This is a genomic window from Paenibacillus sp. SN-8-1, assembly GCF_050995535.1.
GTDB lineage: Bacteria > Bacillota > Bacilli > Paenibacillales > Paenibacillaceae > Fontibacillus.
Genome location: NZ_CP194782.1, coordinates 3,142,947 through 3,157,500 on the forward strand (window position 1 = coordinate 3,142,947; position 14,554 = coordinate 3,157,500).

Here is a 14,554-nt window from a genome sequence, read left to right on the forward strand (position 1 = left end):
AAATAAGATAACTGCACTTAATGAAACTGGGATCCCTAATTTCTTCTCATTTAGCTGGGATAGAAGAACTTGGATCGGATTCCATCCCCAGCTCTCTAAGCTTGTTATGAACCTTTTCCCTAAGATCAGTTAGCTCGCTTTGGAACTTAACAATGTTATCGATCTTCCGAGTGAGTAGCTCGAGCTGTTCTGAAAGCACATCGTCGATTTCCAGGAGCTTCTCCTTCCGCTGCTCATCCGTAAGCTTTGCCTTCTCTCCACGATACTTCTCATTCTTATCCTTGAGCAGCTCCGCAATCGTTACATACTTATGAAGTTCCTGAAGTGAGAACCCAAGCACTTCCTTAGCGCTGACAATCTTGTTCAGGAGAACAATATCCTCCTGAGTATACAGTCGTATTCCTCCTTCACTCCGCTTGGGTGAGGGAAGCAGGCCGAGCTCCTCATAATACCGGATCGTACGTTTCGTAAGTCCGGTCTCATTGGCTACTTCTTCAATTTTGAGCACATCCAAGACCTCTTTCCGGAAACGTTCAATATGTAAATATTATAATATGTTATTAACGTTAACGTCAATATTTATATATGTAATTTTTTATATAATAATACTCGGAGTTTGACACTCTTTTATAAAGTAACTATGATATTCCAAGTAATAAATTTAAAATTCTAGGCTGTAATCAATGTGGAGGTTAATGATGAAGATTGAAATATGGTCTGACTATGCTTGTCCTTTTTGCTATATGGGAAAACGCCGGTTTGAACAAGCGCTGCACAAGTTTGCTGATAAAGATAATGTTCAAGTAATCTACAGAAGCTTTGAGCTTGACCCTCATGCTAAGCGGGATGTAGATTATGATGTTCATGACATGCTGGCCGGTAAATACGGAATGACACGTGAGAGAGCCATTGCCATGAACAACGATGTAACCGAACAAGCCAAGTCACTCGGCCTTCAGTATCGCTTGGATACGTCCATCCAGACGAATACGTTCGACGCCCATCGCCTGACTCATTTCGCTGCTCAGCATGGCAAGGCTGGCGAGATGACTGAACTGCTGTTCAAAGCCTATTTTACGGACTCCAAGCACATTGGCGATCATAGCGTCTTGTCTGCACTTGCTGGCCAGGCAGGTCTTGATGAGCAAGCCGCAGCAGCCATGCTAAGCCGTGACGATTATGCAAGTGAAGTACATGGTGACGAACAAGAAGCTGCGGAACTTGAGATTCGCGCTGTTCCCTTCTTCCTGATTGATCGCAAATATGCCATCACAGGCGCTCAACCTACTGAAGTGTTCCTTGAGACACTACAAAAGGTCAGCGAGGCTCACCAAAGAGAATCGGAATGAAATCAAAAGAGGCGACCTATTAGGTCGCCTTATTTTGGCCTATATCATATGAAATATGCTTCTTCATAAGCTTACCCTTTACAAGTTTCTTGATCAGCTTGCGTCCAGATCCCGGCGTCATTTCTTTATACCATATTCCCTTAGGGTAGACGACTGCATTACAGGCGTTAGAGCACCTTTTAAGGCACCCCGTTCTGGTCACTAGAATTGAACTCGCCTTCTGGCGGTCAATCTCTTCACGGATTGCAGCTGTGACTTCCTCGGCCTGATTCCTTTTGCAGCTTGATCCATGACAAATCAGAATATGATGCTGCAATCTCTCCAGATTAAAGTTCCCCATAGCCTGCACCACCTTAAGAAGTGAACTGCTATTTCATTATATAACCAAATTCTCCGGGTTTGCCTCTCTATGCAGCATCATTATTCATTCAAAGCGCTCTTCAGCGATTCAAGATTTTGGCGCATAAGAGCAAGGTAGTCATGACCACTGGTTTTGTCTTTCTCCGTCAGTCCCTCAATTGGATTAAGTACAGCAGATTTTGCACCAATTTCCTCTGCAATGATATCCGCTACCTTGGAAGTGGCCATAGTTTCGAAGAAAATGGTTTTAACATGACGTTCTTTAGCAAATTTGACGATTTCGGCCATCTTGGCCGCTGATGGCTCTTCTTCCGGTGACAATCCGGCTATCGGCACCTGTACAAGGCCATATTCCTTCGCCAGATAACCGAATGCGGCATGTTGAGTGATGAAATCCTTACGCTTGACTTGACGCAATCCCTCCTTAAAATCCTTATCCAGCTCCTTCAGCTTGCGAATGTATGCCTCAGCATTCTTTCGAAACTCATCCTTGTATTCTGGTGCAGCTTGCGCAAGTGCGAGCTCAATATTCTGTACTTCCTTGATAGCAAGTTCTGGAGACAGCCACGCATGGGGGGCCATCTCACCATGATCATGCGCATGAACCTCCTTGTGCTCATGATCTTCTTCTAAGCCCTCCATCAGCTCAAGGCCTGAGCTGGCTTCAACTTTAACGAGCTAGGTATTAGATACACTGCCCAGGACCTGATCCAGCCATCCTTCCATATCCGCCCCATTGTAGACAAGAACATCCGATTCTTCAATGTTCTTAATGTCCTGTGGTGTAGGTTCCAAATCATGTGGTTCGACGGTTGCTGGGATCAGTGTCTCCACATCAGCCAGCTCTCCAGCTATCTGCTTCGTGAATTCATACATGGGATAAAAACTAACCTGAATCTTTAATTTTTTGGCGGGTTCCGTGGTGGTCACCTTCACTTGGGAGCCTGCAGGATCTGCTGAAGCTCCATTCTTCGCAGACGAATCAACTTTGGTACCGCAAGCTGCGGTAGCCATAACCAGACATAATGACAGAATAAATGTAAGACGTCTCCCCAATCTCACGTTGATCTCATCTCCTTTTCGTGTACTCGATTCCTGATCTGCATGACTTGCAGCCCTTTTGTTCTTCTTTTCCGGTGAAGCAACAGCTTTTGAACCATAATTCCCCCGAGCAGGAATACAAGCAGAATAAGTGAAATAGTCCCTCCCGGCGGAGTATTCATGTAGTAAGAAGCCGTTAGGCCACTAAATATTCCACACAATCTAAAGACGATTGCTATCATATTTGCTGCTGCAAAACCTGTAGATATTCGTAGAGCTAATGAAGCAGGCAGCACCATCAGTGAAGACACCAGAAGCACTCCCACAACCGGCATAGCCGAAGCTACCGTCATTCCTGTTAGCACTGCGAATGAGAAAGACAGGAGCCTAACAGGAACTCCCCCAATTTGAGCCGTCTCCTCATCATAGGTCAAGTTATACAGCGGTCTTCGCAGAATGGTGAAATAGAGGATTCCCACAACGGACACGCCGCCGATCATCCATAGTTGCTCATAACTCACGGCTACGATTGAGCCGAACAAATAAGAGCTGAAGCTCTTGCTTAAGTTACTCTGCTGGCTCATATCACGACGGCAAATGACAGACCCGCAGTCATAAGGATTGCAACAGGTACTTCGCTATAAGTACGGTATGTACGTCTTAGCTGTTCAACAAGAATGCCTCCTATCATCGCAATACTGAATCCTGAGAATACTGGATTTAGATGAAGGAAAGAACCTAAATTTCAAATTCGTAATTATTACGATTTACAAAGGGCGCAATAAGGTGATTTCTTACAAACTTCAACCCAAATCCTAACGAGTCTCTCTATGAATCGTATATTTTTTCAGCCTTGGACAATATTTTCGGAACTCCAAACGTTCCGGGTGATTTCTCTTATTCTTGGTTGTTGTATAGTTGCGGTCTCCACATTCTGTACAAGCTAAGGTTACAACTACTCGCATGATTCATCGCTCCTATAAAAGTATGATATTCGGTAAAACCCGCTTACCAGCTGGCTTTCTTAACCCCGGGTATTTGTCCCTTATGAGCAAGCTCGTGAAAGACAATCCGGGACACCTTGTACCTGGATAAGTACCCTCTTGGCCTGCCCGTGATTTCACAGCGGTTCTTCAGCCTTATAGGCGAAGCATTACGGGGAAGTTTCTGAAGCGATGCGTAATCCCCATTCAACTTCAATTCCCGCCGAAGCTCTGCATACTTCGCAACCATTTCTCTGCGCTGCTTCTCTTTCACAACTTTTGACTTTTTCGCCATGGTTCACACTCCTCCTTGATATTACAGCTCTAGGATGCCGAATAGACAGATACATCGATCAAGACTAGATTAACTCCATGTCATGACATTCTTGAAGTTTTAAGCTGATCTGTTCATATCCAGGGCAGAGGATTCGGGAACTGCGACCAATCCGAATTCATCTCCTGCTCATTTAATAGACACCGATCAAGCTCATCTTCAATTTCCTCCCGGTTCATATCGATACCGATGATAACGATCTCGTTCATCCGGTCACCCCAGACTGCATCCCATTTCCCACGAACTTCGGGTTCACTGCTAAAAACCTCAGTCTGTACCTCCTCAGACATGGAAGCAAGCCAGTATCCTGCCGGCCCGAACTGAATTGAAGGACCCGCCTGACTAAGGCTAGCCGCCATATCCTCCTTTAATGCAACCCAGGCTAGACCCTTGGCTCTCACTATAGACTCCGGCCAATAGGTCATGAATTCCGCCAATCTCTCGGGATGGAACGGAAGGCGTCTGCGGTACACAAATGAGCTGATTCCATACTCCTCGGTCTCAGGCGTATGATTACTATTCTGAAGCTCTTTAATCCAGCCCGGTGATTCACTTGTCTTAACAAAATCAAACCGGCCCGTATTGAGGATTTCCGACGGGTCAATTTCTCCATGAACGGTGCGGATCATCTTAGCCGAAGGCTGAAGCTTTCTAAGGATCCCTTCCAGCTCAAGAAGTCCCACCTCATCAACAAGATCGCATTTATTGAGCAGGAGCACGTCACAAGTCTCAATTTGGTCGATGAGCAGGTCCACGACATCCCTATTGTCCCCCTCAGAATTCGCCTCACCCCTTCCGAGCAGCGTGTCTCCCGAAGAGAAATCATGCCAAAAGCGGTTAGCATCGACAACGGTGACCATACAATCCAGCTTAGCCAGCTTGGAGAGATCAATACCAGACTCCGTATCTTCATAGGAGAAGGTCTGGGCAATCGGTACGGGCTCACTTATTCCAGTGGACTCAATCAGGATATAATCGAACTTTCCTTCTTGGACAAGCTTCTGAACCTCTTCAAGAAGATCCTCTCGCAGAGTACAGCAAATACATCCATTAGACATCTCAACCAATCTTTCATCTGTCCTTGACAGATTAGTACTCGAGCTAACCAGGGCCGCATCGATATTGACCTCACTCATATCATTTACGATCACGGCCACTCTAAGGCCATTCCGATTATTTAACACATGATTGAGCACCGTGGTCTTACCTGATCCCAAGTATCCGCTGAGAACGGTAACAGGAACTTTTTTCTTGTTCATCTTATCCTCCTCTACATTACGCAATCATTATTAGTAATTATTACGATTTATAGAATGTAATATACTCCTATTCCTTTGTCAACTGTCTAATAACAAAAAAAAACGCACCAGGATATTCACTTCCCGGTACGCCAAAACCTCAATTCTATTGTCTCATCTTGGTGAAGCCATAAACAATAAGATAGCTGAACAGCAGGATCATCATGAACATGCCGGTAAAAGGAATCATACGTCTTAATTCTTCCATGTCCGTGAACATAGACAATACTTGATGAACAATCTGCTTCGGATTCCGGATGGCATCCCAGCTGTTCCAGCGAATAAAGCGGCCGAGGTAGATTCCGAGACTCGTAAGCGCCAGAGTAACGATGGCAAATGTCCAGGATTTTGCCCTGCCTAAAGCCTTTCTTACTAACTCCTGTACAGAAAGAAGCGAATATATCCCGAGCAAGAGACCAATTACAGCTGCAGAAAAGAACAGCAGCATATGGTACCAGAATTCGATCCCATGCCAGAACCGGACACCGTTATCCATGTTGAATTTTGCAAAAGGATGAAGCTGGTCTGTAATTAAATAGGCAGAGTTAGGATAAAAAAGCAGCCAAAGTGTGCCCACTGTAATAAATAGAATAATCCTAAGCACACGATTCCCCTGTATGTATACATAGATCCAATCAAGCAGCAAAGCAAATCCTGCCGGCATCCATGCCAGGAACATATTCCAGTATAAGAGCATGTAAATGTCCCGATCTGTATATGCTCTTAGGTAATTTCCCAGCATAAGACATAGAACCGAGGCTGCGAACAAAAGCAAAAGCACACTTATTTTGGTTTTGATATTCACTTCATTTAGTCTATTCAGCATTATTCCCCCAATATTTTCTGGAAAAATATAGTTTCTCTTTCACTTTAACACAGACCTTAGCCTGTCTGCATCTTTCTCAAACCGTCTTGCTCTGATAAAAGAAAAATGGCCGTTCTGTCCGTAATAGTAACGGACAAACGGCCAAATCTCGAGGGATATATTAAACCAGAACGCCTTTGTTAATAGCTCTAACCGGCTCGCTGTTTCCAAATACCGGTTTTAAGGTATGAACCGGATTAGCCCAATTCACACCATTGGCAATAACACGAAGGATTTCTTTATTGTAGTAAGTTGGGTAAGTCTCGTGGCCCGGGCGGAAGTAGAAAATCTTTCCCTCTCCGCGGCGGAAGGTACATCCACTGCGGAATACTTCTCCGCCTTCAAAATTACTGATAAATACCAGCTCATCCGGCTCTGGAATATCGAAGAACTCTCCGTACATTTCCTCATGCTCCAGAATAATACTTGCATTAACGCCATGAGCAATAGGATGGGATGGATTTACATTCCACAGAATTTCCTGCTCTCCCACCTCACGCCATTTAAGATCACAGCTCGTGCCCATTAACGCTTTAAATGGTTTGGAGAAATGACCAGAGTGAAGTACAACCAGTCCCATACCTTGCTGAACACGCTTAGCTACCTTCTGCGTAATTTCATCACTTACCCGGTCATGTGCCATATGTCCCCACCAGATAAGGACATCTGTTGAATTTAATACTTCATCCGTGAGCCCATGCTCAGGTTCATCTAAAGTTGCAGTGCGAATGGCAAAGCCTTCTCCGGACAACCCTTCTGCCAGTGCAGCATGAATGCCTTCAGGATAAACAGCTTTTACCTCATCGTGAATTTTCTCATGAACGTACTCATTCCAGATCGTCAGGTTAATCATCGTCAGTTGTTCCCCCTGTTAATAATCCTTGATTACAGTTATATATTCTATTCCGATTCGGCGGGAATTCATATGAACAAACTGGTTGAAACATGCACAATCTGGTCAAAGTTATATCCTAAGCACATCAACGATTCCACTATAAGGTACGGAGTGCTGCTCTGATGGAATTTAGTCTAGTCACGTGGATCCAGCCTATGCTCCTGATCATAATCGGTCGATTTAGTTACCTGCTGAATTTGCTCATATCGATTGGACGACAGCGAAGAATCCTTGCCCTCCTGGACATTTTTAACAATCTGCTGCACAGAGCTGGCTCCCGGTATAATGGATGCTACAGCCGGATGATAGAGAGGATACCTGAGTGCGGTTTGATGCAGAGTAGCTTTGTTATTCAATATTTTTCTCAAGTCTTCACGTAACATCGCAAGCTGCTTTGGCGTGTAGTCCAAATATCCTTTATCTGCTTTATGCTCCCCAGCCTCCGTAAGAATACCTTTGGCAAGCGGGCCTCTGGCTATCAGACTGATTCCATGCTTTGCAAGCAGGGGCAGAATTTGTTCCTCAGGTCTTCTATCCAAAAGGCTGTATTGGCTCATCACACTGACGATCCCGGATCTATTCACATATTCAAGAATAACGTTAGGGCGAATGGAAGAAATCCCATACTGCCGAATAACCCCTTCCCGCTTAAGGTCTTCAAAAGCTTCAATCGTCTCATCAATGGGATCGTCCAGTGTTCCTCCGTGGAGCTGATACAGATCAATATAATCGGTTCCAAGCCTTCTCAGGCTTTCCTTAACTGCAGACTTTATGTAGGACTTTGATGGATCCCATACCCACCCTTCCTGCCCAGGAATTCGCCGGTTGCCGACCTTGGTTGCCAGGATGATCTCATTTCGCCGCCCTTGAATGGCTTTTCCCACAAGTTCCTCATTACGTCCCTGGTCGTAGAGATCAGCTGTATCCAGGAAATTAATGCCCTGGTCCATAGCTTCATGAATGAGACGGATGGCTGCCGGCTCTTCTGTTCCAATCGACATACACCCAAATCCAATTTCACTTACATATAGGTCTGACTGACCCAGCCTATTCTTCTTCATCTCGTAACCTCTCCTTCATGAGCTTCATGTGTATTATACTTATCCTTACCACCAGAAGGTAGGATAATTTCGGGTGCGGTCCAAATTATTAATAATAAGAGCAGCAGCCACAATAATCACAGCTCCGATCAGTACCGGGGTAAGCAGGAAAGACCAGCTGCTGCCTGCCATGATGACAACAAGCGGATCTGCTCCTGCAGGAGGATGTGTCATCCGTGCAAGCATCATGAAGCTGATCGCTGCGCCAACACCTATTGCCATAGACAGGAATCCTCCCCCAACAAGATGATAGACCAGCAGTCCTGTAAATGTTGAGATGATGTGCCCTCCGATAATATTCCGGGGCTGGGAGAGCGGGGAATCCCATACCCCAAAGGCAAGCACACAGCTGGCACCAAAGGGAGCCATAATCCATAGACCATGCCCCATTTCATTTAAGATAGCGAGCATGCCGACAGCAACAAATCCGCCTATGAAGCCGATGATCACATTCCGGCGGACCACTTTTAATGGTGTGCGGCCCCGACCTCTCATTTTACCAAAAAACAACCATAAACGGTCCATCTTTAACACTCCTTGTGTTATAATTACTATATAACTATGTATATGTGTATTTAACTTACGATGAACCTGATGTATTGTCAATCCTTATTGCAATTAAAATACGTAGGACTTAAAGTTATAATGAATATATAACTAGGAATGGGGTTATTTAAAAATGGATAAAGCCCTTAAACTCCGGGTAGATCCAAGTGTTACCTTCGGCTTGAACACCCAGCTTAAAGAACAGCTGAAATGGCTAATTGGCACGGGGCATCTTCTTCCCGGGGATATGCTTCCTCCTGCAGGCGATTTGGCCGATCTGCTCGGCCTGAACCGAAATACCATCAATTCTGTATATAATCAGTTAAAAGATGACGGACTTGTCTCCATTCAGAAGGGTCGTGGAACCCAAGTCCTTGACAACACACACGTTAAGCAGCTTCGCAAGCTTCGGGAGCCTATGCACGAGCTTTTTATGCGAATATTAGATGAGGCGAACAGCAAACATATCCCATTGAATGAATTCTTTACGGCTTCACTGGCCTACCTGATGCTTCAAGAAGGAGAACAAGCAAATAGGCGGCGCATCCTGTTTATTGAGTGTGAAGGCCATGATTTCCCTTTTTATCAGACTGAAATTGAGCGAATTACCGGTGCCGAGGTGAGAACACATATGCTCTCAGAATTGCAATCGGAGAAGATAAGAGATGAGGCTGTGGCTCGGGCAGACCTGGTCATTACTACCCTGAATCATGATGGAGAGGTTAAAGAACTGCTCCAAGGTTACAACATTCGAATATATGTGATTGGAGCAGCTGTAGCCATGCCGGTTCTACTGGAGATTGCCCAGCAGAGCTCCGCCAGTCAAGTTGGCTTCGTATGTCTGGGGAATGTTGGTGGACAATGGATGGCCAGTCGGGTACAAGAAGCGGGGATTATGAATATCACAGCCTCTCCACTTGGCATTGAGAATGCCGCTGAATTACAAGAGCTGGTTGAACAATCCGACACAGTCTATGCCTCATCAGCTGTTTTCGCTCAAGTCAATGAGCTGGCTCCTGACAAGACAAGACTTTTCCCTATGATTCTTGAGAAGAGCAGCGAGCGTCTTCTGTATGAACTGCGTCAAGCAGACAAATAAAAAAAGAGACCCGCAGCAACGGGCTGCAGGTCTAATTTTATATATTTTTAAAGGGGTAACTTCATTATAGGTTCCTTACATTAAGCGCAGATGAAATTAATATTTCAGGAAGATTACAAATGATTACTGAACTTAATTGAGCGGTACTTGTGAATAACTTTCGCCAGATCATCCATTTTGATCGGCTTGCTGATGTAATCGTCCATTCCCGCCTGCATACAGATTTCTTGATCATCTCTAAGCGCATTGGCTGTCACCGCTGTAATGTAAGGCCATTTGTCGGAAGGGAATGCCTTTCTAATCTCTCTTGTTGCGTCCAGGCCATTCATTTCTGGCATTTGAATATCCATAAATACAATGTCATAATCGGTATGCTTCAGCGCTTTTATAACCTCATTCCCGTTCTCCACCAAATTCGGCTTATACCCCATTTTCTCCAGCATTCGGGTCAGTACCATCTGGTTCACTTGATTATCTTCTGCAATCAATATACTTAGGGTCTCTAAAGTTTCTTCTTCACCTTTAGCAGAGAGCTCTGGAAGAGAACTTTCGTGTGTATTTTCCAGTTGGAAATAGGCTGTAAAAACAAATGTAGCTCCAGGTTCATCTGTTTGTACCGCGTGAATCTCTCCACCCATCATCTCCACAATTTTTTTACTGATGGCGAGTCCAAGCCCGGTCCCCTCCGACTTACGGGTCATGAAATTATCCAGCTGCGAGAAGGGTTCGAACAAATACTTCAGCTTGTCCTTAGGAATTCCAATTCCCGTATCCGATACTGTGAATTTCAAGAGGACATTCCCAAAGCCCTGCTCCAAATCTTTGACTGCAATAGACACTCCGCCGTGCTCGGTAAATTTAATCGCATTTCCTATAACATTCATTAGCACCTGTTTTAACCGATTCGAATCTCCTATCAGCATACCAGGAATGCCTGGACTGATCGTAGTCTTAACCTCCAGCTTCTTCTGTCTCGCTTTCAATTGAAAGACATCCAGTGTCTCGGAAATAAGATCTCTGATGCTAAATGGCTCTGATAACATAACCGTCCGCCCTGACTCAATCTTTGAGAAATCGAGAATATCATTTATGATAGCCAGAAGTGTGGTTCCACTTTTACTAATCACCTGGATATATTCCCTTTGCTCCTCGCTGAGATCCGTTGTCTCCAGCAGCAGATCGGTCATTCCGATGACCCCATTCATTGGAGTACGGATTTCGTGACTCATCATCGCAAGAAATTCACTCTTCGCTTTATTCGTACGTTCTGCCGCTTCTTTAGCAATTAACAGTTTCTTTTGTTCGGTAATATCCTTGGCAATTATATAATATCCCTTGGTCATATTATTAATAATAATCGGTGCAATGGTAGTCAGCACTTCGGTTGAATGTCCGTCTCTGTGCTTGATCTTATTAATATCCCGCTCGATCGAAGCATGGTTCATGGTCTCTAGTAGAATACGATTTCTATATTTAACTCCAATAAATTTGGAAATATTCAATCCTGCAACTTCTTTTACCTGATATCCAGTTAAGCGTTCGGCCATTGCATTCATATTCAGGATTTTCCCATTCAGATCCAGGGAGACAATCGCATCATGATTATATTTCTTAAGTGAAGTATATCGTTCAATTGTTTCTTGAAGTGTCAATTCCACTTTTTTTCGTTCCGAGATATCTTGGGTCGTCCCATACATTTTGAGTGGTTTTCCGTTATTATCAAAAGTCACACGGGCTCGTATATGCAAATGTTTCACGGATCCGCTTGGTTCCAGGTGACGAAATTCTCCGCTAACCGTGTGACCCTCCAAAGCCTCATTCCTCAATTCTGTGAATCGCTGCCGATCCTCTGGATGAAGAAGTTGTAAGAGGCTGGACGGAGCCTCTCCTTTTTTTTGCAGATTAAAAATCTTGTAGATTTGCTCCGAAAAAGACACTCGATCACTCTCAATATCCCATTCCCAGCTGCCAAGCAGCGCAATCTGCTGAGCTTCTGCAAAGCTCTCTTCAAATTTCTTTCTTTCCGTTATATCGCGCCCAATACCCAGAACCCTTTGTATCTCTCCGGAATCATCGCGAATGATTTTGGTTGAAGTTTCAAACCAGACGTAGTAACCGGATTTATGACGAACTCGGTAGGTCGACACATCATGATCCGCAAAAGATTTGGACTGCAATGCTTTAATATCCTCCGGATGATAGTAATTAAAATTGTTCTTACCTATCCATTCCTCGGGTTCATAGCCGAGTACATCTCGTATAGAAGGAGAACAGTACTCCGTTATTCCCTCCGGCGTCATATAGGAGATAACATCTAATGCATTTTCAGAAATAAGCTTATACATGAATTCCGCATTACGCATTTTGACTTCTATATTTTTTTTGGCCGTAATATTAATCACATGAGCAATATAGTATAAGGGCTGATTTTGAGTATCCCGTACTATGGACACGTGTTTAGAGACCCATATAAGGTTACCATTTTTATGAAAGTATCTTTTTTCCCACTGATACTTCTTACGATTTTCATACAACATCTTGGTCATGTATTCCTCATCTATCATCAAATCACCCGGAAAAGTAATATCCTGGCGCGAAAGTCTCATAAGTTCAGACTCCGTATACCCTAAGATTTCACAGAAAGCAGGATTCATTTTTATCCAATTTCCTTCGATCGATACCAGCGCGATTCCTATTGGAGCTTCAGTATAAATGTGTTCAAATAAGGCTTGGTGATCGATTGATAATTCATTCATGTAAAGAAATCCTCCAGTCTGGGATACTATAAATTAACGTTAACTAACTTATAGTCATAGTACCAGTTAAACTCGAACCTTGCATAATAATTGTAGAGAACAATAGGGCTTTCCAGTCACTAAAAAAGCCACTTTGGTCATACCCCGTAAAATTAGACAGGAGTATGACCAGGGGGTATGACCACCCCAGTGGCTTTGGTAATAATCCGAGGAACGACCTTCATTTAGCTGCTCATTTTTATACTATACCTAAACAATTAACCAAATAAGAAGCTTTTGAATCAACTAGCCTTTACGAGTAATTCACTTTTAAAATTCGCATAGCAGGTCTTGAAGTTTTTGTATTGTTGTTCCTAGATGCTGCAATCTCCTCATAAATAACAAGCTGGTATAGATTGACTCGGAATGGTGCTGATTTCACAGTGTACTATTCTCGTAATCACATTGATTATGTTACGCAATTAAATCAACCAATCTTTTTTTTAAAACAGACAAAAAAGAGCACTACCTTATGGCAGTGCTCTTACTCTTTGCTTGGCGGCGTCCTACTCTCCCAGGACCCTGCGGTCCAAGTACCATCGGCGCTGGAGGGCTTAACGGTCGTGTTCGGGATGGGTACGTGTGGAACCCCTCCGCCATCGCCACCAAACGGGATTTTTCCGGGTCAATACTCCCTGAATCACTTCAGGAAAATATCCAACCTTAGAAAACTCATCGCTGCGAGAAAATATCAGACCTTATCAAGGCATGCAGCTTAAAATCGGTTCAGGCTTGATCACCTGAAAACTAGATACGAAACGAACTTGCGTGTGCCCCATTGTTCTCGGGGTTCTTAGAATATGCTTCCGAAGTAGTTTCACTTCGTGAAACTTTGAGGATAAGCCCTCGACCGATTAGTACTGGTCAGCTCCATGCATTACTGCACTTCCACCCCCAGCCTATCTACCTCGTCGTCTTCAAGGGGTCTTACATACTGGGAAATCTCATCTTGAGGGGGGCTTCACGCTTAGATGCTTTCAGCGCTTATCCCTTCCGCACTTAGCTACCCAGCTGTGCTCCTGGCGGAACAACTGGTGCACCAGCGGTGCGTCCATCCCGGTCCTCTCGTACTAAGGACAGCTCCTCTCAAATTTCCTACGCCCACGACAGATAGGGACCGAACTGTCTCACGACGTTCTGAACCCAGCTCGCGTACCGCTTTAATGGGCGAACAGCCCAACCCTTGGGACCTACTTCAGCCCCAGGATGCGATGAGCCGACATCGAGGTGCCAAACCTCCCCGTCGATGTGGACTCTTGGGGGAGATAAGCCTGTTATCCCCAGGGTAGCTTTTATCCGTTGAGCGATGGCCCTTCCATGCGGTACCACCGGATCACTAAGCCCGACTTTCGTCCCTGCTCGACTTGTCAGTCTCGCAGTCAAGCTCCCTTATGCCTTTGCACTCTTCGAATGATTTCCAACCATTCTGAGGGAACCTTGGGGCGCCTCCGTTACTCTTTAGGAGGCGACCGCCCCAGTCAAACTGCCCACCTGACACTGTCCCCATACCGGATTACGGTACCAGGTTAGAACTCCGATACGATCAGGGTGGTATCCCAACGTTGCCTCCACAGAAGCTGGCGCTCCTGCTTCTTAGGCTCCCACCTATCCTGTACAAATCGTATCAAAGTCCAATATCAAGCTGCAGTAAAGCTCCATGGGGTCTTTCCGTCTTGTCGCGGGTAACCTGCATCTTCACAGGTATTAAAATTTCACCGGATCTCTCGTTGAGACAGCGCCCAAGTCGTTACGCCATTCGTGCGGGTCAGAATTTACCTGACAAGGAATTTCGCTACCTTAGGACCGTTATAGTTACGGCCGCCGTTTACTGGGGCTTCGGTTCATAGCTTCGGGATTACTCCCTAACCACTCCCCTTAACCTTCCAGCA

14 protein-coding genes, 2 rRNA genes and 1 pseudogene (1 of these 17 running past the window's edge) are annotated in these 14,554 nt (G+C 44.8%); 2 read left to right on the top strand and 15 right to left on the bottom strand.

All coding sequences use genetic code 11. The annotated features are described in order from the left end of the window. Positions 1-46: 46 nt before the first annotated feature. Complete coding sequence (locus ACRRNK_RS15200; RefSeq protein ID WP_433943563.1) at positions 47-508, bottom strand: MerR family transcriptional regulator; 462 nt, start codon at positions 506-508, stop codon at positions 47-49. Positions 509-698: 190 nt separating this feature from the next. Between ACRRNK_RS15200 and ACRRNK_RS15205 the strand changes: the two genes are divergently transcribed. Further along, a complete protein-coding gene (locus ACRRNK_RS15205; RefSeq protein WP_433943564.1) occupies positions 699-1,349 on the top strand; it encodes a DsbA family oxidoreductase in 651 nt (216 codons plus the stop codon). Between the two features lie 19 nt (positions 1,350-1,368). On the opposite strand, the gene ACRRNK_RS15210 is transcribed toward ACRRNK_RS15205, so the two are convergent. The 11 genes and pseudogenes from ACRRNK_RS15210 to ACRRNK_RS15260 form a co-directional block, all read right to left on the bottom strand. After that, entirely contained in the window at positions 1,369-1,689 is a 321-nt protein-coding gene (locus ACRRNK_RS15210; protein WP_433943565.1) for a (2Fe-2S) ferredoxin domain-containing protein, read from the bottom strand. A gap of 80 nt (positions 1,690-1,769) precedes the next feature. Further along, positions 1,770-2,723 (bottom strand): annotated as a pseudogene (locus ACRRNK_RS15215) (metal ABC transporter substrate-binding protein). Between the two features lie 44 nt (positions 2,724-2,767). Continuing rightward, on the bottom strand, positions 2,768-3,334 hold the full coding sequence (locus ACRRNK_RS15220) for a metal ABC transporter permease (RefSeq protein ID WP_433943566.1): 567 nt from the start codon (positions 3,332-3,334) through the stop codon (positions 2,768-2,770). Further along, positions 3,331-3,441: a hypothetical protein gene (locus ACRRNK_RS15225; protein WP_433943567.1), complete on the bottom strand. Its 111-nt coding sequence runs from the start codon at positions 3,439-3,441 to the stop codon at positions 3,331-3,333. Before ACRRNK_RS15225 ends, ACRRNK_RS15220 begins: the two co-directional genes overlap by 4 nt. Before the next feature lie 124 nt (positions 3,442-3,565). Continuing rightward, the gene (rpmG, locus tag ACRRNK_RS15230; protein ID WP_433943568.1) at positions 3,566-3,715 is read right to left on the bottom strand and encodes a 50S ribosomal protein L33; all 150 of its coding nucleotides are present in this window, start codon (positions 3,713-3,715) and stop codon (positions 3,566-3,568) included. A 43-nt stretch (positions 3,716-3,758) separates the two neighbouring features. Then, complete coding sequence (rpsN, locus tag ACRRNK_RS15235; RefSeq protein WP_433943569.1) at positions 3,759-4,028, bottom strand: 30S ribosomal protein S14; 270 nt, start codon at positions 4,026-4,028, stop codon at positions 3,759-3,761. A gap of 113 nt (positions 4,029-4,141) precedes the next feature. Beyond that, positions 4,142-5,326, bottom strand: coding sequence for a GTP-binding protein (locus ACRRNK_RS15240; RefSeq protein WP_433943570.1), 1,185 nt, complete (start codon positions 5,324-5,326; stop codon positions 4,142-4,144). 145 nt (positions 5,327-5,471) lie between these two features. Next, entirely contained in the window at positions 5,472-6,170 is a 699-nt protein-coding gene (locus ACRRNK_RS15245) for a DUF1361 domain-containing protein (RefSeq protein ID WP_433943571.1), read from the bottom strand. Between the two features lie 181 nt (positions 6,171-6,351). Continuing rightward, a complete protein-coding gene (locus ACRRNK_RS15250; RefSeq protein WP_433943572.1) occupies positions 6,352-7,083 on the bottom strand; it encodes a ThuA domain-containing protein in 732 nt (243 codons plus the stop codon). 176 nt (positions 7,084-7,259) lie between these two features. Then, positions 7,260-8,186: an aldo/keto reductase gene (locus tag ACRRNK_RS15255; protein WP_433943573.1), complete on the bottom strand. Its 927-nt coding sequence runs from the start codon at positions 8,184-8,186 to the stop codon at positions 7,260-7,262. 45 nt (positions 8,187-8,231) lie between these two features. Continuing rightward, entirely contained in the window at positions 8,232-8,750 is a 519-nt protein-coding gene (locus ACRRNK_RS15260) for an HPP family protein (protein ID WP_433943574.1), read from the bottom strand. Between the two features lie 154 nt (positions 8,751-8,904). Between ACRRNK_RS15260 and ACRRNK_RS15265 the strand changes: the two genes are divergently transcribed. Continuing rightward, positions 8,905-9,870, top strand: coding sequence for a GntR family transcriptional regulator (locus ACRRNK_RS15265; protein WP_433943575.1), 966 nt, complete (start codon positions 8,905-8,907; stop codon positions 9,868-9,870). Positions 9,871-9,983: 113 nt separating this feature from the next. Here the strand turns inward: ACRRNK_RS15265 and ACRRNK_RS15270 are convergent, their stop codons facing one another. The 3 genes from ACRRNK_RS15270 to ACRRNK_RS15280 all read right to left on the bottom strand — a co-directional run. Continuing rightward, entirely contained in the window at positions 9,984-12,626 is a 2,643-nt protein-coding gene (locus tag ACRRNK_RS15270) for a PAS domain S-box protein (protein ID WP_433943576.1), read from the bottom strand. Positions 12,627-13,158: 532 nt separating this feature from the next. Beyond that, positions 13,159-13,275 (bottom strand): 5S ribosomal RNA (rrf, locus tag ACRRNK_RS15275). A gap of 224 nt (positions 13,276-13,499) precedes the next feature. Continuing rightward, a 23S ribosomal RNA gene (locus ACRRNK_RS15280) occupies positions 13,500-14,554 on the bottom strand; it runs 1,999 nt beyond the window's last position.